The sequence below is a fragment of the uncultured Polaribacter sp. genome (assembly GCF_947503875.1).
Taxonomy (GTDB): Bacteria; Bacteroidota; Bacteroidia; order Flavobacteriales; family Flavobacteriaceae; genus Polaribacter.
Window position 1 is genome coordinate 100,161 of sequence record NZ_CANNFH010000001.1, and the last position, 26,999, is coordinate 127,159.

At 29.8% G+C, this 26,999-nt stretch carries 15 protein-coding genes; 6 read left to right on the top strand and 9 right to left on the bottom strand.

What is annotated here, in order from left to right; genetic code table 11:
- Positions 1–10 precede the first annotated feature (10 nt).
- From Q0684_RS00480 to Q0684_RS00500, 5 genes are all read left to right on the top strand, one after another.
- Complete coding sequence (locus Q0684_RS00480) at positions 11–2,803, top strand: sugar-binding domain-containing protein (RefSeq protein WP_299012080.1); 2,793 nt, start codon at positions 11–13, stop codon at positions 2,801–2,803.
- 31 nt (positions 2,804–2,834) lie between these two features.
- On the top strand, positions 2,835–3,716 hold the full coding sequence (locus Q0684_RS00485) for a glycoside hydrolase family 16 protein (protein WP_299012081.1): 882 nt from the start codon (positions 2,835–2,837) through the stop codon (positions 3,714–3,716).
- 102 nt (positions 3,717–3,818) lie between these two features.
- Positions 3,819–4,658 carry a T9SS type A sorting domain-containing protein gene (locus Q0684_RS00490; RefSeq protein ID WP_299012082.1) on the top strand — a complete coding sequence of 280 codons (840 nt, stop codon included), beginning with the start codon at positions 3,819–3,821 and terminating at the stop codon, positions 4,656–4,658.
- A gap of 120 nt (positions 4,659–4,778) precedes the next feature.
- The gene (locus Q0684_RS00495; protein ID WP_299012083.1) at positions 4,779–7,985 is read left to right on the top strand and encodes a glycoside hydrolase family 2 TIM barrel-domain containing protein; all 3,207 of its coding nucleotides are present in this window, start codon (positions 4,779–4,781) and stop codon (positions 7,983–7,985) included.
- A 16-nt stretch (positions 7,986–8,001) separates the two neighbouring features.
- A complete protein-coding gene (locus Q0684_RS00500; protein WP_299012084.1) occupies positions 8,002–9,408 on the top strand; it encodes a sulfatase-like hydrolase/transferase in 1,407 nt (468 codons plus the stop codon).
- A gap of 86 nt (positions 9,409–9,494) precedes the next feature.
- Here the strand turns inward: Q0684_RS00500 and Q0684_RS00505 are convergent, their stop codons facing one another.
- The 6 genes from Q0684_RS00505 to Q0684_RS00530 form a co-directional block, all read right to left on the bottom strand.
- Entirely contained in the window at positions 9,495–10,199 is a 705-nt protein-coding gene (locus tag Q0684_RS00505; protein ID WP_299012085.1) for a hypothetical protein, read from the bottom strand.
- A gap of 2 nt (positions 10,200–10,201) precedes the next feature.
- Positions 10,202–13,297 (bottom strand): T9SS type A sorting domain-containing protein, encoded by a 3,096-nt coding sequence (locus Q0684_RS00510; protein ID WP_299012086.1) that lies wholly within the window; start codon positions 13,295–13,297, stop codon positions 10,202–10,204.
- 458 nt (positions 13,298–13,755) lie between these two features.
- Complete coding sequence (locus Q0684_RS00515; RefSeq protein ID WP_299012087.1) at positions 13,756–14,778, bottom strand: UDP-glucose--hexose-1-phosphate uridylyltransferase; 1,023 nt, start codon at positions 14,776–14,778, stop codon at positions 13,756–13,758.
- 18 nt (positions 14,779–14,796) lie between these two features.
- Positions 14,797–15,945, bottom strand: coding sequence for a galactokinase (galK, locus tag Q0684_RS00520; RefSeq protein ID WP_299012088.1), 1,149 nt, complete (start codon positions 15,943–15,945; stop codon positions 14,797–14,799).
- Between the two features lie 261 nt (positions 15,946–16,206).
- Positions 16,207–16,824: an aldose 1-epimerase gene (locus tag Q0684_RS00525; RefSeq protein WP_299012089.1), complete on the bottom strand. Its 618-nt coding sequence runs from the start codon at positions 16,822–16,824 to the stop codon at positions 16,207–16,209.
- Positions 16,825–16,827: 3 nt separating this feature from the next.
- Complete coding sequence (locus Q0684_RS00530) at positions 16,828–17,829, bottom strand: GntR family transcriptional regulator (protein ID WP_299012090.1); 1,002 nt, start codon at positions 17,827–17,829, stop codon at positions 16,828–16,830.
- Between the two features lie 100 nt (positions 17,830–17,929).
- Here Q0684_RS00530 and galE point away from each other — a divergent pair, with 100 nt between their 5' ends.
- Entirely contained in the window at positions 17,930–18,958 is a 1,029-nt protein-coding gene (galE, locus tag Q0684_RS00535; protein ID WP_299012091.1) for a UDP-glucose 4-epimerase GalE, read from the top strand.
- Between the two features lie 1,683 nt (positions 18,959–20,641).
- On the opposite strand, the gene Q0684_RS00540 is transcribed toward galE, so the two are convergent.
- The 3 genes from Q0684_RS00540 to Q0684_RS00550 all read right to left on the bottom strand — a co-directional run bounded on the left by Q0684_RS00540 (position 20,642) and on the right by Q0684_RS00550 (position 26,958).
- Positions 20,642–22,177 carry a YifB family Mg chelatase-like AAA ATPase gene (locus tag Q0684_RS00540; protein ID WP_299012092.1) on the bottom strand — a complete coding sequence of 512 codons (1,536 nt, stop codon included), beginning with the start codon at positions 22,175–22,177 and terminating at the stop codon, positions 20,642–20,644.
- A 91-nt stretch (positions 22,178–22,268) separates the two neighbouring features.
- Positions 22,269–24,848: a phosphoenolpyruvate carboxylase gene (locus Q0684_RS00545; protein ID WP_299012093.1), complete on the bottom strand. Its 2,580-nt coding sequence runs from the start codon at positions 24,846–24,848 to the stop codon at positions 22,269–22,271.
- A gap of 136 nt (positions 24,849–24,984) precedes the next feature.
- Positions 24,985–26,958: a thioredoxin family protein gene (locus Q0684_RS00550; RefSeq protein WP_299012094.1), complete on the bottom strand. Its 1,974-nt coding sequence runs from the start codon at positions 26,956–26,958 to the stop codon at positions 24,985–24,987.
- Positions 26,959–26,999: the final 41 nt, after the last annotated feature.

Here is a 26,999-nt window from a genome sequence, read left to right on the forward strand (position 1 = left end):
TTACAATTCTATGAAATTATTAAAAATAACAACCTTATTAATTATAACTTTTGTTATAAATTCTTGTTCCATAAACTCAGTAAATAAAATAGATTTATCTGGTGAATGGATTGTTAAACTAGATTCTACTAATATAGGAATAAGCAATAATTGGGCAAATATACTATTTACAGGAACAAGAATTACGCTACCTAACACTTTAGATGGCGCAGGTATTGGTAAACCAAGTACTTTAAAACCAGCCTTAAATAATTATGTAATGTCTAACTTAACAAGAAAGCATCAATACATTGGTAAAGCTTGGTATCAAAAGGAAATAGAAATACCTAATAATTGGAAAGGTAAAAATATTGAGTTAGGTTTAGAACGTATTATTTGGGAATCTTCAGTTTATGTAGATGGTAAACTTATAGGCAATGCTAATAGTTTGATTGGAAGTCATAATTATAACCTAAGCAAACATCTAACTCCAGGTAAACACTTGCTAACGATATGTGTTGATAATTCTAATAAATTTCCGCTTATAAATGTAGCAGGAACTATGTATCCAGATGTTGTAAATCAAGATATGGCCCATGCATATACCAATCATACCCAAATAAAATGGAACGGTATTTTAGGTGATATTTCTTTAAAAGCATCTACAAGTACTACTCCTAAAAACGTTCAGGTTTATCCAAATTCTCAATTAGATAAACTAAAAGTTACTTTTGAACAATCTAATAATCTAGATGGAGCCGTAAAATTGGTTGTGAAAACTATAGATGGTGAAGAAGTTTTTAATAACAAAGTGCTCTCTTCAAAAAAAATAGATGGTAAATATACCTTAGAAATAGATAAACCAGAAAACTTAAAGTTATGGGACGAGTTTAATCCTCATTTATACGATGTAATAGTTAAGACTAATACAGGTGAAGCAAAAGCACGATTTGGATATAAGTTTGTTAGTAGCGAAAAAGGAACTCTTCTTTTAAATGACAAACGAATTTTTTTAAGAGGTAATTTAGAGTGTGTTATTTTTCCTTTAACAGGTCACCCACCAACAAAAAAAGAAGAATGGGCTAAATTAATAAAACAAGCCAAAGATTATGGATTAAATCATTTACGTTTTCATTCTTGGTGTCCACCAAAAGCTGCTTTTGAAGCTGCAGACGAAGCAGGATTTTATGTTCAAGTAGAGTTACCTCATTGGAGTTTAAAAGTAGGAGAGGATAAAAAAACAACAGCCTTTTTAAAGCAAGAAGCAGATAAAATGATTAAAGATTATGGAAATCATCCATCATTTATTTTTATGGCTTTAGGAAATGAATTACAAGGAGATATAAGTGTGTTAAATGATATGGTAGCAGATTTAAAGCCAAAAGATAATAGACATTTATATGCAACAACAGCATTTTCTTTTCAGCAACCTACAGGAACAAGACCTGAAGCAGAAGATGAATTTTTTATAGCACAATGGACAGACAAAGGATGGATTCGTGGCCAAGGAATTTTTAATGCAAAACCACCTCATTTTGATGCAGATTATACTTCTGGTAGCGAGCATATAAATATGCCTTTAGTATCTCATGAAATAGGGCAGTATTCTGTCTATCCAGATATGAGTGAAATTAAAAAGTACACAGGTGTTTTAAAACCGTTAAACTTTATAGCTGTTAAAAACGATTTAGAAAAAAAAGGATTGTTAGAATTGGCTCCAGATTTCACATACAATTCAGGGAAATTAGCTGCACTTTTATATAAGGAAGAAATTGAGCGTGCATTAAAAACACCAAGCTTTGATGGTTTTCAATTATTGCAATTGCAAGATTTTCCTGGTCAAGGAACTGCTTTGGTTGGTTTGTTAAATGCTTTTTGGGAATCTAAAGGTGTTATTTCTGCAGAAGAATTTAGTCAGTTTAATAGCGAACTTGTTCCACTAATAAGATTTAAAAAGGCAGTTTATGAAACTGGAGAAACTTTTGAAGCTACCATTGAAATTGCAAATTTCTATAAAGATTTTAGTAATAAAACGATTAATTGGCAAATAACAGATGAAGCTGGAAATGAAGTTAAAAAAGGAAATTTAAGTAATATGAATTTAGCTATTGGAAATAATACAGATTTAGGTGTTATTAAATATGCTATTAATGCAAACAAAGCAAAAAAGCTAACAATTACAGTAAGTTTACAAGATACTAAATATAAAAATAGTTGGAGTATTTGGGTATATCCAAAGAAAACAATAACTACAAATAACAATATACTTTTTACTACATCAATTATTGAAGCTGAAAATGCACTAAAAAATGGTAAAAAAGTTTTTTTAAACCCAGATTACAAAATTTTAAAAGGGATTACAGGGCGTTTTGTTCCAGTATTCTGGAGTCCTGTCCATTTTCCAAATCAGCCAGCTACTATGGGAGTTATGTTAGATGATAAGCACCCAGCATTTAATGAGTTTCCAACAGATTCTCATACAGATTGGCAATGGTGGGATTTATGCATCAACTCAAAGTCGGTAATTGTAGATTCTATAAACACAAAACCTTTAGTTCGAGTAATCGATAATTTTGTAACAAATCATCATTTAACTAATTTATTTGAAGCTAAAGTAGGTAAAGGACAATTGGTTTTTTCTTCGATAGATTTAACCTCTAATTTAAAAGATAGGCCAGTTGCAAGACAACTAAAACACAGTGTTTTAGAATATATGAATAGCAATAGTTTTAATCCTGTTAACAACATTAAAATTCAAGATATTAAATCACTAGTTTTAAAAGGAAAGCAGTCTAACTTTTCAGCAAAAGATATTTACAAATAATAAATTAATTACAAATTTAAATTTTTTTAATATGAAATCTAACAATCATAAAAATTACAAAACCCTTTTTGGTTTTTTTTTGCTAGCCTTTTTACTTTTTTCATGTACTGAAGATAATAGTACTTCTGCCGATGATGAACAATTTAATGATTTAGGAGATACAAATGCTCCACCAGCAAAACCTCTTTTAAGTTCTATAAATACAAGTGATTGGATACTTATGTTTGAAGATAATTTTGATAAGTTTGAGCCCACTAAATGGACAATAAATAATTCAACTAGGAGTAGAGCTGCTAGACCTGGAGTTGGTATTAACCAATGGTTTTGGAGACCTGAAAATGTAAGTTACAAAGATGGAAATCTAATTTTAAGAAGTGAAAAAGTTGGTAACGATGTAATGCATTGTGGAGGTGTCTTTACCAATAATTTATTCGAATTTAAATATGGTTATATAGAAGCAAAGATAGATATCGCAGAAACTTTACTGGGAACACATACTGCACTTTGGTTGCAAGGAGATAATATGGGTAATGTTGATGGTACAGGAAATGATGGTGCAGAAATAGATGTTTTTGAATCTGCTTGGATTGGAGATTATACCAAAAGTGTGGTACACATAGATGGTTATGGTGCTCATCAAAAATCAAATACAAGACGTTATGAAACTCCTGGACTACATTCTGGTTACCATACTTTCGGGTTGCTTTGGAACGAAGATAAATTAGAAATTTATTATGATGGACAATTTAAAACAAGGTATCAAGGAATTTGGGTTCCAAAGGTAGAAGAATTTCTTTGGTTGTCTACAGGAGCAAGTTTTGGAGGGCCTTCAAATACTAATTTTCCCGAAAGAGAAATTGGAGAATATACAGAAGCCAAGGTTGATTATATTAGAGTTTGGAAGATGAATTAGCATTCAAAAAGTATTAATATCTATGTTTTGAAGTTATTAATCCATTTATATTATTTTAAGAATATTTAGTTTTATAATTCAATTTTAACTAAATTTTAAATTATGAAACAAAAAATTACTTTTTTATTTTTACTATTGTTAAGTTCATCTAGTTTGGTTTTCTCTCAAACGATGGTTAATGACTTCGAATCTGAAGAAACAGGATTACTAAATACTGGGGGTGGTATATCTAGTGCTATTGTTGCTAATCCTAATGCAACAGGAGAAAACACTACTGCTAACTGTCTAGAAATTAAAAGAACTGGGGCACAATGGTGGATTTTTCAGGGTATAGATGTTGTAGATATGGCTATCTCAGACACTGATACAAAGTTTATTAGTATGATGGTGCATTTTCCTATGCAGGCAGATATTGGTATTCGTCTAGATGCTCCTAATGATGATAGTAATGGAACATTAATTGTAAGACCTTTAAATGCTTACACAGAATTTAACCAATGGCAGCAAATGATTTTTGAAGTTAAAGATGGCCCTGATGCAAGTTCATTTACATTAGAAACTTTATTCAGAATTTCATTTCATCCTGATATGGGATTTGAAAATGACCCTGCTGGACAAATCCTTAACGATACAGACGCATTTGGTTATATAGACCAAATTCAAATTTTAGATGCAAATCCTTTAAGTACTGATAAATTTGAGTTTCAAAATAGTATCTCTTTATACCCGAATCCAGCTCAGTCTTCTTTTAAAGTAACGTCTAGAAATAATGTTGAAATTCAATCTGTATCTGTTTATACTGTATTAGGGAAGCAAATCAATAATTTATCAAAATTGGATAAAAATCATTATGATATAAGTAATTTGGCTTCTGGTTTATATTTAGTTAAGGTTACTGATAGTAATGGAGGCATAGCATCTAAAAAATTATTTAAGAAATAATTTTAATTAATATTTTGCAAGTTTAGAATGTAAACTTAGTTTTAAAAAGAACGGATGTATATATCTGTTCTTTTTTTTTACAATCAATTTTATATCATTAACATATTAATAAACGTTTAAATGAAAGTTTATTTAAAAATAATTACCATTCTAGTATTCATAATTTCTTGTCAAAAAGAAAAGATTTCAAAACCATTATATTCAAATGATAAATGGGAAAATCCAGAATGGGAAAACCCAGAAATATTTCAAATTAATAGAGAACAGCCTAAAGCAACTTTTTATAATTATAATAGTATTAATGATGCTCTTTTAAATAAGGATTGGAAATTATCTTCAAATTATAAAGTGTTAAATGGTAAATGGCATTTTTACTATTCAGACAGCGTTCAAGGAAGGCCTGCTAATTTTTATAAAAACGATTTTAATTTAAAGGGTTGGGATACAATTTCTGTGCCTTCTAACTGGGAATTAAAAGGTTTTGGGTTGCCTATTTATACAAATGTAGTGTACGTTTTTCCTAAAAACCCTCCATTTATTCCACATAAAATAAATAACGTAGGAAGCTACAAGCGTAGTTTTGAAATTCCCACCAATTGGAAAAATAAAGATATTTATTTGCATTTTGCTGGTGTAAGTGGAGCTATGTATGTGTATGTAAATGGGAAAAAAGTTGGTTACTCAGAAGGTAGCAAAACCCCAGCAGAGTTTAACATAACAAAATATATTACAACTGGGAAAAACCAAATCGCAGTACAAGTATTACGTTGGTCTGATGCTAGTTATATAGAAGATCAAGATTTTTGGAGATTAAGTGGTATTGAAAGAGATGTTTATTTAAGAGCAGATGATTCAATTGCAATTAACGATTTTAAGGTAGGTAGTGATTTAGTAAATAATTATAAGGATGGAAAATTTAGTATAAATGTAGAGTTAAAAAACACAAGACAATCTGTTGAAAAGAGAAAACTAGAAGTTGCTCTTTTAGACGAAGAAAAAAATCAAATTTTTTCCAAAACTAAAATAGTTACTATTTCAGAAGCCAAGTCAAATATAACGTTTAGAGAAATTATAAAAAATGTAAAATCCTGGACAGCAGAAACCCCAAACTTATACACAGCAATTTTAACATTGAGTAATACTAAAGGAGAACTTTTACAAACAACTTCTGTAAAAGTAGGTTTTAGAAATATAAAAATTGAGAATAATCAATTTTTAGTGAATGGCAAACCTGTTTTAATTAAGGGAGTTAACCTTCATGATCATGATGAAGTTACAGGACATGTTGTTAATGAAGACTTAACCATTAAAGATCTTACTTTAATGAAACAAAATAATGTAAATGCCATACGTTGTAGTCATTACCCTAAGAATCCTTTTTTTTATGATTTGTGTGATAAATATGGCTTTTATGTAATTGACGAAGCCAATATAGAAACCCATGGAATGGGAACAACTAACCAAGGTTTGGATAGAAAACCAGAAATAAAAAAAAATCATCCAGCGTATAGAGAAGATTGGAAAGCAGCGCATTTAGATAGAACAATTCGTATGTTTGAGCGTGATAAAAATCATCCTTCAATTGTTACTTGGTCTTTAGGTAATGAAGCTGGAAATGGCGATAATTTTTTTGCCACTTATAAATGGCTTAAAGAAAATGATGCAACACGTCCTACACAGTATGAAGGAGCAACTAAATATGAGAATACAGATATTCAAGCACCTATGTACGATCGTATTCCACAATTAATTGAGTACGCACAAAACAATCCAAAACGTCCATTAATTTTATGCGAGTATTCTCATGCTATGGGAAATAGTTTGGGGAATTTTAAAGATTATTGGGATGTTATTAGAAAGTATGATGTTTTACAAGGTGGCTTTATTTGGGATTGGGTAGATCAAGGACTTCTAACGGAAACTAAATACGGACAAAAATATTGGGGTTATGGAGGAGATTTTGGTGCAGATCATTTACAAAACGATGCCAATTTTTGTTTAAACGGTATTGTAAATCCAGATAGAACTCCACATCCTGGATTAGAAGAACTTAAAAAAGTATATCAAAACATACATTTTTCTGATATCGACTTTAAAACAGGTAAAGTGAAAATTAAAAATGAATACTTTTTTACCAATTTGAATAATTTTAAGATTGATTGGGAATTACTTAAAGAAGGACAAAAGGTAACATCAGGTAATATAGGAGTTATTGATTTAGCACCTGAAAAATCAAAAATTGTACAAGTAGGTTTGCCAAAACTTGATTATGATAACAATGAATATCAACTTAATTTTTTTGCAAAAACAAATAAAGAATTACCATTAATACCCAAAGGTTATTCTTTAGCCAAAGCACAATTTATAACAGGAATTTACACTCCAGAATTTAAAGAAAATAGTAAAGAAAATTTAAAGGTTTCAAAAACTGAAAAAAATATTGTTTTTAAATCTGAAAATTTTGCAGTTAGTTTTGATAGAGTTTCTGGTGTTTTAAACAATTTAGATTACGGAAATGGAAATATAATTCAAAAAGGGATAACTCCTAATTTTTGGAGAGCTACAACAGATAACGACTATGGCTTTAACATGCCAAAACATTTTGGAGTTTGGAAAGAGGCTACAGAAAAACAAGAATTAGTTTCTATAAAGTTAAAAGATGCTACAAATATATTAGATCTTGAAGATAAATCGGAAGTTTCAATTTTTAATAGCAATTCAATTAATTTTCAAGTAATTTATAACTTACCTAAATCTATAGCTAAAGTAAAAATGAATTATAAAATTCATGCTTCTGGGCAAATTACAATTACTAATTCATTAATTAATGTTAAAAATGAATTACCAAGTTTACCTCGTTTTGGAACTAATTTTATTATCAATAAAGAGTTAAATCAAGTAAATTGGTATGGTAGAGGACCTTTAGAAAATTATCAAGATAGAAAAACTTCTCAGTTTGTTGGTAGCTATAAAGCCAAAGTAGAAGATTTATACGTTCCATATATAAGACCTCAAGAAAATGGTTATAAAACAGATGTACGATGGGTAACTTTTACGAACAATCAAGGTAAAGGGATAAAAATTTTAGGCCCTGAGTTATTAAGTTTTAGTGCACACCATCAATACAACTCAGATTTTGATGCAGGTAAAACCAAACAACAACGTCATACAATAGATATAAAGAAAAGAAATTTTGTAAATATTAATATTGATAAAGAACAAATGGGAGTTGGGGGAGATACAAGCTGGTGGACAAGACCTTTAGAGAAATATCAAATAAAGGCTAAAAATCAATCATTTTCTTATAGTATTCTACCTGTACAGTAAATTAAAAAGCTAAAAAATGAGTAGATATTTTCTAGTGTTTTTAATGTCAATTGGCATTTTATTTTCTTGTAAATCAGAAAAAAGTAATCAAGAAAAAAGTACTGAAAAACCTAATGTTATCGTTATTTTGGTTGATGATGCAGGTTATATAGATTTTGGTTTTATGGGAAGTAAAGATTTACAGACACCTCATATTGATGCTTTAGCAAAAAGTGGTGTAAAATTTACAGATGCACATGTTAGTGCAACAGTTTGTGCGCCTTCTAGAGCTGGCTTAATTACAGGAAAATACCAACAACGTTTTGGTTTTGAGGCTAATGGAACAGGAGGTATTGGCCTAAGTGATGATGTAACAACTATTGCAGATGTTTTTAAAAATAATGGTTACAATACTTTTGCCTTAGGTAAATGGCATTTAGGTGAAAATGAATCAGATCATCCAAATAAAAGAGGATTTGATGAGTTTTATGGATTTTTATCTGGTAGTCGTTCTTATTTTCCATTGGAAAAACCTTCCAAAGAGAAAATGCTACAGCATAATGGAAAACGAATTGTTTTTAATGGGTATATGACAGACGTCTTAGGAGATCAATCTGTAAAGTTTATTGAAACTTCAAAAGACAAACCATTTTTTATGTATTTATCATTCAATGCAGTACATACACCAATGCAAGCTAAACAAGAAGATTTAGATAGGTTTAACAACCATCCAAGAAAAAAGTTAGCTGCTATGACTTGGAGTTTAGACGAAAATGTTGGTAAATTATTAAAAAAGTTAGATGATCTAAATAAACGAAATAACACTTTAATCTACTTTTTAAGTGATAATGGAGGAGCTCATAATAATCAATCATTAACAGGACCTTTAAAAGGCTGGAAAGGGAATAAATTTGAAGGAGGGCATAGAGTACCATTTATTTTGTCCTGGCCTATAGAAATTAGTTCAAATGTTTCTTTTGATGGATTAACATCTTCATTAGATATTTTTTCTACTTCTATTTCTGCAGCAAAGATTAAAAACCAAAAAAGACTTCAATTAGATGGTGTAAACTTAATTCCTTATTTAAAAGGTGAAAAACAAGGACATCCTCATCATAAACTTTTTTGGAGAAAATTAGATGAGTCTGCAGCAAGAGTAAGAGAATATAAAATAATTAATCTTAAAGGTTTTGGCTCTGTGATGTATAACTTAAATAAAGATTTGGGAGAAACTATAGATCTTTCTCAAACGCATTCTAAAAAGTTCGACACTATTTTGTCTGTTTATAAAACCTGGGAAAATCAACTAATAAATCCTTTATGGATAGAGGAAAAACCTTGGATGGATGTAACATGGCATATTCATAAACAGCTTATGAACAATAAAAATCCTGAATACAAAGATATCTGGAATCCTAATTTTTTAAATAAGTACAAAAAGTAAAAAATAGCATTATTTGGTCAAAAAAAACATCCTTATCTAATTCTATAAATTTTTAGATAAGGATGTTTAATCTAGCATTACAAAACTTAAAAATCGTTTACTTTAAAGTTCCATATTGGGCTATTCGTTTTAGCTCCTTTATCGTCTTTAACAATTACTTGCCAGTAGTAAGTAGTTTGTCGAGTATCAGCTGTTACTGTTAATGAGGTTTCTTCCATGTCCTCTTCTATTAAATCTAGTGCAGCTTTATCTTTTCCAAAATATATATCAAATTTTAAAGGGTCATTATCTACATCTGATGCAGACCATTTTAGATCAATATTATTTTCTCCATCAAAATTTTGACCAACGAATGGAGCTATGTTACTAGCTGAAAAAGGCAAATTATTGCTATTAGGTACTTCTTCTGTATAAAATTGCGATATGATAGAGTATTCACCCACAATACCTTTGGTACTTTTAGCTCTAACTCTCCAATAGTAAGCAAATCCTTTTTCTAATGTAACAGTTTTAGATAAGGAAGTTTGTATTTCAGTCACAACAATATTGGTAAACTGATTATCAGTAGCAATTTCAAATTCGTAAATAATTGAGCTTCCGTCTTCGTTTGTAGATGCGTTCCAAGTAAAATTTAATGTATTGTCAATACATAGTTGATTTTGAGTAGGAAACGTTAATAAAGGTGTAGTTGGTGTACTACCATTTAATGTTTCTGAAGATTCATCATCAGCTTTAGAGGAACAAGATGACGAAATAATGATAAAAACTAATGTATATAATATTTTTTTCATCTTTATTGTTTTAAAATTTTAATGGTTTCAATTTTTTCTAGATGTAACCTTAAAAAATACATACCAGAAGGCATATCCTTTAGGTTAATCCTTATTTTATTATTTGTAATAGCATATTGTTTGCTAGATAGTAATTTTGATGATGTAGAAAACAAATCAACTTTAATATTTTTACCTGAGTTTACTGGCAGGTTAATTTCTACATAATCTTTAGCTGGGTTTGGGAAAGCTTTTAAATCTAAAGATCCCATTACTTTGGTTACTTTTCCTTCACAAACAGCTTTTGACTTTATTTCTATAAAATCGCCATCATTTGCTCTTATGCTAAAATTAGTATTAGATGTCTCAAGAACTTTGTTATTATTTATAAAAACAGTAAAAGGTGCTGTACCAGAATTTATTTCTACATCTAAAAACTTACTATTTGGTTTTTTAGAGGTTTTAGCAGATAAAAGACTAGAAGCTGCAACTTCTAAAGTTACACAATGTTGATAGCTAGTATTTAATATACCAATACAAATATTATAGTCTCCAGGTTCTAAATTAGGAATATTAAGTGCATCTGTAAAAGCGTAATTTACACCATTAACTGTTAAAGTGTAATTATGGTTGTATTTAGTATCAATTTTCAACTGTCCATTTTTACCTTGACAGGTTTCATCTGTAACTTGAATTTCAAAGTTATCAGCCGCAACAAAAATTGTTGAGAAATCTTCATTTAAAGTAAAGTCTATAATCCCACTTCCATAAGTTGCAAAACGAACAACATTGGTATCTTCTATAAACTGCACATCTGTATATCCTACAGCATCTGGTACTGCTGCACCATCCATTTTAAACCACTTATCTTGTTGTACAGAATAGACCCATGAACCATCAAATTCACAAGCAGCAAAAATAAATTGACCATTTGGAGATGCTTCTATGTCTACAACTCTATCTACGTCTAACCCATCATTATGATTTGTAAAAGATGCTCCACCATCTAATGATATTAAAAAGTTATTACCTCTACCAGCATAGTATACAGTAGCCTCATCTATAGGGCTTGTAGCGATTACTGCTCTACGTTTTCTATGAGAGTTTTCACCTGTTGGCCAAGACCCAGCATAAGACGAATTAGAAAACGAATTACCACCATCTGTAGAATACATAAATCTACCAGATTGAAGACCTACATACCATCTGTCTTTATTTACGTTTGAATAACCAAAACTATGAGCAGCTTCTGGAAAGACGAAAGAATGTAGTGTTTGTTCAACTGAACTACCATTGTAGGTCATTTTTTGTAATTGATTACCCCAAGGAATAAAAACTGCATCTTCAGATGAATTTGGGGACGCAACCATACTTGTAGCTGCCCAGTTTGGGAAAAGGTTTCTTCTTGAAACAACTGTTCTAAAATTTCCACCATCACTTACAGAGCTTCTTCCAATTGCTCCATAATAATACCAGTACCAAGCAGATTCGCCATTGTTTGCAATTGTTACTCTTAAAACATCTGTATTGGCTTCTCTTTCAGCAGGAATTGGTTTAGTGATGTCGTGATCTGGATTATCTATAAAACTTTGTGAACCTCTGTCTTGATTTGCTGTATAAACTCTATTATATTTTTCACTAGTATCAGCATCATAACACATTATTGTTGGGTTTCCTCTACTTACACTAATCCAAGAATTCCAATCTTCTGATGTTGTTGAGTAATAGGTTCCAAAATCATATCCAGAGATAGTAAAGAAACCACCATCTTCCTTGTCAAAAGTTTTAAAGTGTTGTACATCCCAAACATAAATGTCATTATTACTTAAAACATGTTTATTTCTAGTCCAATTAACACCATAATCTGTAGATATCCATAATTCTACAAAACCTTTAAAAACAATGTTAGGTTTTGTTGGATGCACTTCTATAATATTCCTACCAGTATTGCTATCTGTTACTTTTTTTGTCCATGTTGCACCTTCATCACCAGAATAAAAAATATTGATATTATCATAGCTAATATAAAAGTGTGTATTACCATTTACAGTAGTTCCACTAACTGCATCTAAAGATTTAATTGCTGTTGTTGTTGGTTGATGTATTAAATTAAAATCTGAATCATTTTCTCCCATTTTATATACAAATAGTTTTGAGTCACTAATTCTTCTTGCAAGAAGGTATACAGCTCTACTAGAATGTGGCTTAAGAATTTCTACATCATATGTATTACTTTTAAATGTTAAAGAAGAAGTTGTGTAATTTAACCCATAGTCTGTAGAAATATACACATAATCATACCAAGCATTTGCGTCTGAAGAGTTTCTTCTAGCTCCATGAGCTACAATTCTTTTACTTGATCCTTTTTTAGTTACAAGAGTTGTGTAATTTGCATTACCTTCAAAAAAAGCGCCATTAGCATCTATCCATGTTCTACCTTCATCATCTGAAAATTCCATGGCTCCAGTACCTTTTTGGTTCAGCAATCTAAAATTGCCATTGGCTAAATTAACCCCATTAAATTTATCCCCTTCAAAACTTTTAGTTTGATTTCTAAGAGACCATTTTATAGGTGCTTCTTCATCAATTTTATAAATATGCCCTGCAAAAGATACAATGAACATTTCTTCATTTACAGGGTCATATAAAGAACCGTCTGTTCTAAAGCCACCTTCGCTATAACCAGGGTTAGTTGAAGAAAACATATGTAAATATTTTTGATCCCAAACCCCTGTAAGCGTATTATTAGCATAAGAATATTGTTCAGATAGGGTAGAGGTCATGTTTTTTTTTGCACTTGCAAAATAAGCAGAGAAATCTTTAGAACTACTAAATTCAAAATTAGATTGTTTTACTTTTTCTACCCACGAATTGTATTTTACTAATTCTATGTCACTTAAACTGGTTAAATCAAAAGCTTTTGGTAAAGCTTCTTTTTCCATTGCCATTTCATAGGCAATTTCTTCTTCGCTTTCCTCATAATCTTCAGCATACTCTTCATGATGGTAATCATCAATATAAGTTTCACTAATATTTAAAATGTTTTTATTTATTAGAATTATTATAAATATACTTATTACACAAGTATACCCTATAAATTTGAAAGTATTTTTTTTCATAATGAAAAATGATTATTTAGACAAGTATAAAATTACCTAATAACTAGAAGTTTAATATGTATTATACCACTTTATATATGTATTATACTACTCATCTACTCCTTAAGCTAATTAATTTATTAGTTTAAGAAATTTTTAGAAAGCCATATATTAATGAATTTGGTATTGTTATGAAAATGCCAGAATTTGAAATGAATTTTAATTTTAATTAATTAAAATTGATTTTACAGCAACATGAGTTTGCTGAAAAATATAAGAAGTATAACTAAAAGAATATTGCAGCTAGAAGTAGTAGGATATTTAAAAATTATAAAAATTATAAAAATTATAAAAAAGCTATCCTAGATTATATTTTATTAAAATTCACAAAAGAGTTTAAAGCATTTGAAAAGAATGGCTTTATAAATAAAATATAAAGCCAAGACCAAAGTAAAATAAATAAAAATAATTTTTTAATATTAAACCAAATCTCTCAATCTTTTAGCAGCTTGTTCTGCTGTAATATCTCTTTGAGGTGTACCAAACATTTCATACCCTACCATAAATTTCTTTACAGTTGCACTTCTTAATAAAGGTGGATAAAAACTCATATGAAAATGCCAATGTTTGTTTTCTTGCCCATTTGTTGGTGCTTGATGAATACCTGAAGAATAAGGAAAAGAACATTCAAATAAAGCATCGTATGTTTTTGTAAGCACAGAAATAGCTTCTGCATAAGCTAAACTTTCTGAATCTGAAAGTTGAGTAATATCTTTGTATTGTTTTTTTGGAGCAATCATAGCTTCAAAAGGCCAAACTGCCCAAAATGGAATTAAAACTACAAAATCATCATTTTCAAAAATAATTCTTTCTTTTGATGACAATTCTTGTTTTAGATAATCGCCTAAAAGACTCGATTTATTTTCTGCATAATAATTGCGCTGTTGAGTATCTTTTTTTGCAACTTCATTTGGTAAGGTAGACTGACTCCAAATTTGTCCATGAGGATGTGGATTACTACAACCCATTACAGCACCTTTATTTTCAAAAATTTGTACATTGTTTATGTTTTCTTTACTGCCTAATATAGTGTACTCTTTTTGCCAAGTTTTTACAACTTTATCAATATCGTTTACAGCCATATCTGCCAAACTTTTAGAATGATCTGGACTAAAACAGATTACTTTACAAATTCCTGTTTCGCTTTCTGCTTTTAACAAACCATCATTTACATTAAATTTTGGCGAATTATTTTGTAGTGCTGCAAAATCGTTTGTAAAAACAAAAACATCTTTATAATCTGGGTTTACTTCACCATTAATTCTTGTATTGGTAGCGCACAAATAGCATTTTTCATCGTAAGCAGGTCTTATTTCTTTAGAAATTTCTTCATTTTGTCCTTGCCAAGGACGTTTTGCTCTATGAGGAGAAACCAAAACCCATTCACCAGTTAAAATATTAAATCTTTTATGTGAATAATCTTGCAAATTTGTATTTTCCATTATGTATTTTTTTGTTGATTATTTTACCAAATGTGTACCATCAGAAAGTTCTATAAAATAGACAGAACATTCTTTATCAAATTTATTTTTATAGGCTATGGATGCTGTTTTACCAAATGCTTTTGCTTCAGATTTTTTAATTAAATTGATGGTGCAACCACCAAAACCACCACCCATCATTCTTGCACCTAAAACGTTTTTATTCTTTTTTGCTTGTGCAACCAGAAAATCTAATTCATCACAACTTACTTTATATTGATCAGATAAACCAGCATGAGATTGGTAAATTAAAGAACCTAATAATTCTAAATCATTATTTTCAATCGCTTTTGCAGCTTTAATAGTTCTTGTGTTTTCCTGAATAACATATAATGCTTTTTGGTAATTACTAGGTGTAACTTTATCAATAACAGTTTCTAAATCTTCTTTTGTTGCATCTCTTAATGCTTTTACACCTAATAATTCTGAAATGCTTTCGCAAGCAGAACGTCTATCATTATAGGCACTATCAGACAAACTATGTTTTACATTTGTGTTGATTAGCATTAATTGATGATCTTTAAAATCGATTTTGTAAGGTTTAGATGTTATAGTTCTACAATCTAAATGCAATGCATTGTCTTTAATGCCAAACATACTTGCATATTGGTCCATGATTCCACAATTTACACCCACATAATTATGTTCTGCTTTTTGTGAAATTAAAATCATTTCTGTTTTGGTTAATTCTAAATCAAACAATTCATTTAAACCAAAAACAACACTATTTTCTAATGCTGCAGAAGATGACATGCCTGCTCCACCAGGAATATTACCTTTAAAAATAATATTAAAATCGCCAACAACTTTATTTCTATTTTGTATTTCTGCAACAACTCCAAAAACATAGTTTTCCCAACTCCCTTCTTTTGACGGTTTTAATTTATCTAATTCAAATTTTATGGCACTGTCTAAATCTAAAGCAATTGCAGTACAATTTCCAGTATTGCTTTTTTGTATGGCAGCTGCAATACCTTTATCTACAGCAGCAGGAAAAACAAAACCATCATTATAGTCTGTATGCTCACCAATAATATTTATTCTTCCAGGAGAAAAAATAAGTAAAGGTGCTACTTTAAAGGTTTCTAAAAACTTACTTTTTACTTCTTTAATTAATGTTTTGCTCATTGTAGATTTTTATTTAATTTTTACATTCCAAGTTACAGCATAAGATGTTTGGGGTTCTAATTCTTGAAGCCCAGTTTTATTATTAAAGCTATTAGAAATACCTGTCATTGGCTCTATAGCAATAACTGGTAAGCCTTTAGGTGTATATAATTGTAAATAGTTTTCTACTTGGTTTGTAGAAATTTCTATTTGATAATTTGGAGTTGAAAAGGCAACTACATCAGAATTTAAAATAAAAGAATCATCTAATTGTATGCCTTTTTAAGTGAATTTGTCATCAGCTTTATAATCAGTTATTTTTTTTGTGATTAAATTTTCATCAAATTCAATTTTCTTATCGCTTTTAAAATTTAAAGAACTATTTTCTAAATCTTCACTAAAAAAATAAGGGTGCCATCCTAAAGTAAAAGGAAAAGGTTTGGTATCTGTATTTTCTATTTTTACGGATACACTAATTTCATCTTTATAAAGCGTGTAGATTAATTCAACTTTATAAGTAAAAGGAAACCCTAAACTTTCTTCTTTTTCTTGATAAATAAGAGTTACAGCAGCATAATTTAGAGATTCAATTTTTTTTTCGACTGTAAAAGGTTTGTTATAAACTAAACCATGCAAAGCATTTTTACCATCATTACATTCAAATTCATATTCGTTTTCTTTAAATGTATATTTTCCATTTTCTATTCTATTTGCAAAAGGAAATAATATAGAAGAAGCATAAGAGTTTTCATAAGAAAAACCAGTAATTTCTTTGATTAATAGTTGATTATTCAGCTGTAGTTCTTGTAATCTTTCACCTTCATTTAAAGAAATTATTGCTTTACTATTTGTGCTTTTTAGTTCTAAAAAGTTGACATTTTCATCTTTTATTGTAAACATTTTTTAAATTGATTTTCTTAAAATTAAACTACTAGGGTTTTCAATTTTTATTTGCTGATTATTTAAAATCATATTTGCTAAATTTTTTCCCATTACATTAAAATCTGTTGAAATTGTGGTAATACCACCTTCTACTATTTCTTTTAATAAGGTGTCATTCACAGAAATAATGCCAACATCTTTTGCTAAAATTAATTGTGCTACTTTTATTTTTTTTAGAACTCTTATTAAATTTTTATCGTCTAAGACCATGTAAATTTCACCTTTTGTAGGAACTCTATTATTTTCTAAAGATGAGATTGATTCGAATTTAATATTATACTGATTACAAAAAGTTTGAAAACCTTTTAAAATTCCTTGAGGTTGCTTTTTGTCAGAAAAAAATAAAACTATTTTTTTGTACTTTTTTATTTTTGATTTAATAGAAGAAAGTCCATTAAAAATATCTTTTTCAAAGTTTTGATAAACAGCTGCATATTCAGACAAACTGCTATTTACTTGATCTAAAATATAAACTTTTTCTTTGGGTAAATTAGCTATAACACTTGCTGTCCCGTTAAGGTTTGCTGGCATAATTACATAATAATTATAACCTCCAATATTGTCATTTATCAACTTGTTAAAAATTTCAATATTAAAATGATGAAAGAAAATATCAACTTGAATATTTTTTCCTAAATTTTCTAAAAATGAATTGTATAAGTCTTCTTTAAATGAATTTAATTCATCAAAAAGTAAAAAAATCTTTTTTTCAACTTCAATATCTATGCTAGATACATAGTACCCTTTGCCAACCACAGAGTAAATAATGCCTCTGTTTTTTAATTCATTAAAAGCTGTTAAAACTGTATCTCTAGATACTTTATGAGTATCTTTAATTTCGTTTAAAGAAGGCAATTGATTTCCTTTTTTTAATGTACCATTAGTAATAGCAGTTTCTATTGAAGTTACTATTTGTTTGTATTTTGGCACACCAATATTTTTTTTAAGTGATACAATTCCCATGCAACAAATATACAATTTCTTTTCTTAAAAACTACTAGTAGGTTCTAGTAGGTTTTGTTAGTTTTTTTTATTAGATTTGTATTTTAGAAAACAAAATAAAATGAAGCACAAAATAATAGTAACAGGTGGTTGTGGTTATATAGGTTCTCATACAGTTGTAGAATTAATTGAAAACAATTATGAAGTTGTTATTTTAGATGATTTATCTAATTCATCAGAAGAAACCCTTGGTAGAATAGAAAAAATTACAAAAGTAAAACCTACATTTATTAATATTGATTTAAAAAATGTAGCTGAAACTTTACAAGTTTTTAACAAACATAAAGATGCTAAAGCTGTTATAAATTTTGCTGCTCTTAAAGCTGTTGGAGAATCTGTGCAAAAACCGTTAATGTATTATAAGAACAATTTATACTCTTTGTTAAATACACTTTCTGCACAATTAGAAAATGGCATCAATGGGTTTATATTTTCGTCTTCTGCCACAGTTTATGGTACTCCAGAAACATTACCAATTACTGAAGAAAATGAAACACAAAGACCTTTTTCTGCTTATGGAAATACCAAAAAAATAGCCGAAGAAATTTTAGATGATTTTATAAAATCAAACAATGCTTTTTCTGCAATTTCATTGCGATATTTCAATCCTATTGGTGCTCATGAATCTGGATTAATTGGAGAATTACCCAGTGGAATTCCTAATAATTTAATGCCTTACATTACACAAACTGCAGTAGGAATTAGAGAAAAATTAATGGTTTATGGTAATGATTATCCAACAAAAGATGGAACACCAATTAGAGACTATATTCATGTTGTAGATTTAGCAAAAGCACATGTTTTAGCAGTAGAAAGAATCATAAAAAAAGAACAAGACCAACCTCTTGAAGTTTTTAATTTAGGAACAGGAAATGGTTTTTCTGTATTAGATGTAATTAATTCTTTTGAAGAAGTATCTAACTTAAAGCTAAATTACGAAATTACGGATAGAAGATCTGGAGATGTACCACAGCTATATGCTGCAACAGATTTAGCTAAAGAAAAATTAGGATGGACAGCCAATAAAAGCTTAAATGAAATGATTAGTTCTTCGTGGAAATGGGAGCAGAAATTGAGAAATAATAAGTAAAGCTATTATTATTATTATTATTATTATTATTATTATTATTATTATTATTATTATTTTCAAAAAATATAAACCAATCCAATATAGGTTGGTTATTTAGTTGAAAAAAGATTATTTCTTACTAATTTTTTTCTTTGAGCGTCTGTAAAACTTTTATAACCTAACATATATTTATATCATAGATTTTATTATGATAAGTTTTTACGATTTTACTATCCGAGATACTTGCAAAATAGTCATTTAGAAATGTACTCTAACTGCAAATTCCTTTGTTGTAGTTTTTAGCAGGCATGTTACCATCTTTCATCACAAAGCTATTATTAGTAAAAGCATGAAAGCATAAATACTTACAAGATTCTTAAAAGAAAAATCAGCATAAAGGAGTTCTCCAACTACAAAAAAAATCAAATAATCAGGTTTGGCTATTTTTGAAACTTAAGGGTTTGAAGGAGTGATTGTAACTCTTCCTTCAGTAGTTCGAATATTCAATCTCTTTGAATTCTTATATTTTTTATATAAAATAATATGCTGTGTTCAAGTCATAAGTGCAACAAAATTATTATTTAGATAGGTAATACGACTAAGATAATTGAATTTTCTAATAGGTCTGTTATTAATTGATGATTTTACTTGTTTAATTCTTTTCTTAGAAATTTTATTTAAATCAGTTTTCTTTGGGAAAAACCTTCCGATTACCCCAATTCTATTTTCTACAGTTCCCTTTTATTGCGAAGTGTAAGGCGTTGTAAAGTATGTTTTTAAGTTAAACTCTTTTGTAATTTCTTTATGCCTAGCAAATTCTTTTCCATGATCATAAGTAATTTACTTAATTTAACTAGAACTAAATCTACTTAACCTTTTTTAATACAGAAGGTAGCTCATTAGTCGTTTTCCCCCATTAACTTATCTATAATAGCAATTAAAGTTGTTCTATCTGTAAGTATCAATAATGCTGTCTTATGATCTTTACCTATCATTAAATCTGCTTCTAAATTTCCAATACGTTTTCTTTTTCAATAACTGCCGGACACTCTGATATGTGCACACGATTTTTTATAGCTCCTCTTGTATCTTTGATATTTCCCCTTTTCTGCCTTCTTTTTCCCTGTTTTAATTCTTTGTAAAGGTTCTTGTAAGGCTTGTTTTCTTTGGTGTTTGTGTGTTCGGATTCCCAAATCCATTTATAGATAGTTTCGTGGGAGACTATTGGGATGTCTTATTGTTTCTATTTCTTAGAGATAAGTTCTGGGCTCCATTTGTCTAGTATCATCTTTTTACTTACATTCGAGCTCAATTTAGCTGTTAATAGCGCTCCTTTAAACTTGTATTTGTGTCTATTTCTTGTTTCACGTTCGGCATTAGCCGATATATATTCTTCAGCTGTTCTGCCTCGTATAGCGATATCTCTTTTTAACTCTCTACTAACGGTGCTTCTATCAACTCATAATTGAGTCACTAAGGAAGTTTGGGTTATTCCTACTTGTAATAATGCTTCTATTTGATATCTTTGTGAAAGGGAAGGGGATTATGTTTTTTCATTCAAGTCAAATTTAGGTGTTTGATTCAAGCCACTTGGAGTCATTACTTTAAGTGTTTAAAATTTGCCTGTAGCACTTATCAATTGAACTTACAAATCATAGATTATTAGTTTAATGCTTGAATCTAGTTTGACATCATTTTTAAAAATTACCCCAACCAACCCTCTCTATCCAAACTTCTATATTGTATTGCTTCAGCAATGTGATCTGGTAAAATGGCTTCAGATTTTGCTAAATCTGCTATGGTTCTAGAAACTTTTAAAATTCTGTCATAGGCTCTAGCAGAAAGATTTAGTTTTTCCATAGCCGTTTTTAAAAGCGTTAAACTTTCTTCAGATAATTTACAGAAATTACGAATTTGTTTTACACTCATTTGTGCATTGTAATGGACATTTTCTAATTCTTTAAAGCGTACAGATTGTATTGCTCTGGCAGCAGTTACTCTCTTTCTAATCTCTACAGAAGCTTCTCCTTTGCGTTCTTCAGACAATTTCTCAAAAGGAACTGGCGTTACTTCTATATGAATGTCAATTCTATCTAATAAAGGACCAGATATTTTACTCAAATAGCGTTGCATTTCTTGCGGAGTAGAGGTCATTGGCGAATTTGGATCATTAAAAAAACCAGAAGGACTAGGATTCATGCTGGCTACCAACATAAAACTACTGGGATAAGTAACTGTAAATTTTGCTCTAGAAATGGTAACTTCTCTATCTTCTAAAGGCTGACGCATTACTTCTAAAACATCTCTTTTAAATTCTGGTAATTCATCTAAAAATAAAACGCCATTGTGTGATAATGATATTTCTCCTGGTCTTGGATATTGGCCACCGCCAACTAAAGCAACATTGCTAATTGTGTGGTGTGGACTTCTAAAAGGTCTTGCATATAACAAACCTTCGTTTTTAGTATTGCCAACTACAGAATGTATTTTTGTAGTTTCTAAAGCCTCATGCAAAGTCATTGGTGGTAAAATACTTGGCAAACGTTTTGCTAACATGGTTTTTCCAGAACCTGGAGGACCAATCAAAATTATGTTATGACCACCAGCAGCTGCAATTTCCATACAACGTTTAATAGATTCTTGGCCTTTTACATCAGCAAAGTCGTGCTCAGGAAAATCGATATTTTTATAGAATTCAGCTCTGGTATCTACAATAGTAGGTTCAATTTTTACATGATCATCAAAATGATTGATGACTTCTAAGATGTTTTCTACACCTAAAACCTCTAAATTATCTACAATAGCTGCTTCTTTGGCGTTTGCTTTGGGTAAAATTAAATATTTGTAACCTTCTTCTCTAGCTTTTATCGCCATTGGTAAAGCACCTCTTATGGGTTGTAAACTTCCATCTAAAGAAAGTTCGCCCATAATTAAATATTCATTTATATGGTCTGATTTTATTTGGTTAGACGCCGCTAAAATGCCAATAGCTAATGTTAAATCATAAGCAGCACCTTCTTTTCTAATATCTGCAGGTGCCATATTGATAATTATTTTTTTACCAGGAAGTTTGTAGCCATTGTTGTTTAATGCAGCAGAAATTCTATAAGAACTCTCACTAACGGCTTTGTCTGGCAAACCTACCAAATGGTAACCTACGCCTTTATCTATATTAACTTCTACAGTAATTGTAGTGGCTTCTATACCAAAAACGGCAGAACCATAAACTTTTGTTAGCATATTTTTTTCTTTAAAAATAACTAAAAAAAAGGCATAAAAAAAATGCAATCAAAATATTGATTGCATTTTTAAATAATGTTGAAATTTGTTTTTAAGCAGAATTTCTACTTGCATTAATATTACCAAATAAAGAACGCATTACCATTTTTTCGTAAATTTCTAGTTCTTTTTCATTACCCTCATTTTTCTGCAATTCTTGAATTTGCTTTAAAGCAAATTGCTGAATGGTTAATAATGGTAATACAATTTGTTCTCTCATTTCTATAGAAGCCTTACCAACAGGGAAGTTTTCCATTAATTCTGTGTGACCTGCTAATTTTAAAAGTAACCTTTTAGTGGTTTTGTATTCATCATGAATAATGTTCCAAAATGCACCAAATTCTGGATCTTCAGACATGTAAGCTGTTAAACCAAAGAAAGATTTGGTTAAACTCATCATGCTATTTTCTAGTAAAGTTCTAAAGAAATCAGAGGCGTTGTAGAAATCTACAATTTCATCAAACTTACCTTCATCTTCATATTTTTTAAGAGCAGTACCTACACCAAAAAATCCTGGAACATTTTGTTTTAACTGACTCCAACTACCTACAAAAGGTATGGCTCTAAGAGCAGAAAAATCTAAAGTAGCAGAGTTAGAACGTTTACTTGGTCTACTACCAATATTGGTTTTTGCGTAATATTTTAACGTACTCATTTTTTCTAAATACGGTAAAAACTTAGGATGCTTTTTAAAATCAACATAAGTTTGGTAGCTATTCGCTGCCAAATCTTCCATTAATTCTCTATGCTTATCATTCAATTGATCTTTAGTAAAAATATCATTTTTAATACCAGAGCTTAACAATTGCTCTAAGTTGTATTGAGAAGAGGCTTTTGTACCAAAGTTAGAACTAATAGTTTGCCCTTGTATAGTTAATTGTATTTCTTTATCTTCTATTGTTGGGCCTAAAGAAGCGTAAAATGCGTGTGTTTTTCCTCCACCTCTTGCAGGTGGTCCTCCACGTCCGTCAAAGAAAATTACTTCAATATCAAATTCTCTAGACACCTTTGTTAAAGCTTCTTTTGCTTTAAAGATTCCCCAGTTAGCCATTAAATATCCACCATCTTTTGTTCCATCAGAAAACCCTAACATTATAGTTTGCTTGTTTTTTCTTTTTTCTAAGTGGTATCTATAAGCTCTGTTGGCGTATAAAGTTCGCATTACATCTTCTGCATTTATAAGATCTTCTACAGTCTCAAAAAGCGGAATTACATCTACAGGCAATTCGTTTTCAAAACCACATAAATTTAGCATTGCAAAAGTTTGCATTACATTTAATGCAGTTTGGTTGTTGCTAATAATGTACCTATTTGCACCACGTTCGCCGTTTCTTTTTTGAATTTCTTTAAGGGCATACATAGATTCTATAGTATCTACAGATATTTTTTCTGTTAATTTACTAGGGTCTATACTTCCTTTTATTAAGGATAACGCTTCTACTTTGTCTTCTTCAGATAAATTATTATAATTTTTTGGAAAAGTAGTGTCGCCTATACTTTGTAAATCTTTTACAATTTGCGTAAAAGCAGCATGATGCACTCTACTATCTTGTCTTATATCTAAGGTTGCAAAATGGAATCCAAAAATTCTCACTTTATTTATAAAATCGTCTAATTCTTCTATAAATAAAGATTGGTGTTTGGTACTTATAATTTCTCTAGCAGCACTTAATTCTTCTAGCAATATTTTTTGAGAGAAGTTTACTTTGCTATAACTTCTAACAACATGCTTGTACAATCTTTTTTCTATTCTAGCTAAAATTTCTTGAACACCATCAAAAGTGAAACGTCTTTTTAAACGTCTTACATCTCTGTAGTAGTTTCTAAGTACAGATTGGCGAAGTCTTTCTGCAACATTTAAAGTGATTTCTGTAGTTACAAATGGGTTTCCATCTCTGTCTCCACCAGGCCAAAAGCCTAAATCTATAATTTCATTATCCATAGGATTACCATCATAGATATTATTTTGAATGTAATTGTAAATTTTTGGCACAGAGTGATAAAAAACATGCTCTAAATACCAAACTAAACTTACGGCTTCATCAAAAGGAGTGGGCTTTGTTTTTTTATAAAAAGGAGTTTTTCCTAATTGTGCTAATAATTTTTTTATCAACAATAAATCGTCTCTTTGTATGGCTTCATCTAAATCTGTGATAATACCTAAAACAGAACCTGGATAAAATTGTGTTGGGTGTGCAGTTAATACAACACGTACTTTAAAATCTTCTAAATAAGCTTTTAATTCTTCCTTTTTGTTATTTAGAGTGGCAGATTCTTTAGATCCTCTTAAAGTTCCAACACCATCCATATTATTTACTGCAGGAAAAGCAGCGTCTTCAATCGCATCAAATAATACTACTTGACGTTCTATATATTGAATAAATTTAAAAAGTAAATCCGTTTTTTCTTGTTCAGTAGGATTTTCTTGATATTTTTTAAAAAAGTGTTCTATAATTTCTGTTGGATTTTTTCCAAGAGCAAAACCTTTTTCACAAACCTTATGCAATAAAGGTAATAAAACCCCTGTATTGTCTATCGTATCAAAAGGTAAAGTGGTAAAAATACTATTGTAAATTTGGTATTTAGATAGTACGTTATCGTTAAAGCGAGATAATTTTGGAAGATCTGACATTCTTTATAATTTTAATAAAAGTAAAGTTACAAAAAAGTGGGTGCACAGAACTTGTGTTTTTCTTAATAATTACCAATTTAATTACGAAAACGATAGAAATTTAAACACAAATAAATTAAAAAGATAAAATCTAGATTTAAGGCTTGTTTTGGTGATTTACCAAGGTTTCCTTCAACCAATTTAAATACGTATTTTTATCTGTGTATTGTTGAGGTGTATTTAAAACTTTTAAATCAGCGTTAAAAACCACATAATAAGGTTGTGAGGCATTTTTAAAATTAATCACCTGAAAGGTTGACCATTTATCACCATACGTTTTTATTTTTTTAAGGCTACCGTTCGCTTTTTTAAAGTTGAATTGTGCTGCTACTGGTAATTCTTTTTCGTAATCATCTACATATAAAGAGATTAATACAAATTTGTTTTTTAAAAGTTGATAAATTTCGGGGTCACTCCACACATTTTCTTCCATTTTACGACAATTTACACATGCCCAACCTGTAAAATCTAACAAAATTGGTTTGTTAACTTCTTTCGCTTTTGCGAAACCAGCATCAAAATCTTTATAGCAATCTAAACCTAAAGGACATTCTGATTCTTGTTCATAAATGCTATAAAATTGTGGTGGAGGAAAACCACTAAGTAAACTCAAATTCCAACTTGGTGTTTTAAAAGTGCCTGGTATTAAATAAATAACAAAAGCGGATACCAAAATACCAAAAGAAATTCTAGAAAAAGATAGTTTTTTGATAGGAGAATCGTGTGGAAATTTAATTTTAGCAAATAAATACAAGGCTAAACCAATAAAAATAACAACCCAAATAGCAATAAAAATTTCTCTTTTAAAAACACCCCAATGTCCAACTAAATCAGAATTGGAAAGAAATTTAAAGGCAAAAGCCAGTTCTAAGAAACCTAAAACTACTTTGGTAGTATTTAGCCATCCACCAGATTTTGGTAAAGCCTTAAGTAAGTTAGGAAATAGTGCAAATAGGGCAAAGGGTAAGGCTAATGCCAATCCAAAACCTGACATGCCAGCAGTTAGTTGAAATGCAGGATTGCCAACTGTGCCTAAAGAACCTGCTAAAAGCGATCCTAAAATTGGTCCTGTGCAAGAAAAAGATACAATGGCTAAGGTTAAGGCCATAAAAAAGATGCCTAAAAAACCACCAACTTCAGAGGCAGAGTCTATTTTATTTCCCCAAGAACTTGGTAAAGTAATTTCATAAAAACCAAAAAAGGAGAATGCAAAAAATACTAAAATGGCAAAAAAGAAAATATTTAACCAAATATTGGTAGAAATGGTGTTTAAAATACTAGGATCTAAACCATCTATTAAATGAAAAGGAACACTTAGAAGTATGTAAATTAAAACAATAAAAAGTCCATAAAGTAAGGCGTTAAAAATTCCTTTGCTTTTGCTTTGACCTTGTTTGGTAAAAAAAGATACGGTAAGCGGAATCATAGGAAAAACACAAGGTGTTAATAGTGCTAATAAACCACCAATAAAACCCAGTAAAAAGATACTAAAGAGAGAATCTCCAGTTTCTGAATTTTCTGTAGTTTGTTTTAATAAATCTGTGTTTTTTAAAGCTAACTTTAATTGTTTGGTTAACGCTTTACTTTTTTCATCTAACTCAAGATTTTCTTTGGCAATTTTTTTTCCGTCTAACGCAATTGTAAAGTTTTCATCAAAATTAATGCAGGCTGTTTCGCACACTTGCCCAAAGAAATTTAGTTTTATAGTGGTAACTTCTTTATTGGTAAGCTGAATTCTTTGTGTTATTGTGGCTTTGTCTTTAAAAACAATTTCATCTTTTTCCCAAATATCAGAGTATTTTTTAAAGGTTGTTTTTTCAGTTGCTTTGCCTTCTATGTTATAACCAGTTTCACCTTCTACCAAAGAAATAGACAAAGGTATAGAGGCGCCTTCAGGATTGTATTGAGAGTACAAATACCAACCTTTATAAAGTTTAGCATTAAAAACAACATCATAGGTAGTATCTGTTATTTTTTTTACGGAAGTTGTTATTTTTATAGGATTTTCTTCTGTTTGAGAAAAGATAGAAAGCGATAAAAATAAAAAAAGTGTAAAAAGTATATGCTTCATGAATTACCGTTGTTTATAAAAATATAAAGTTACAAAAATGC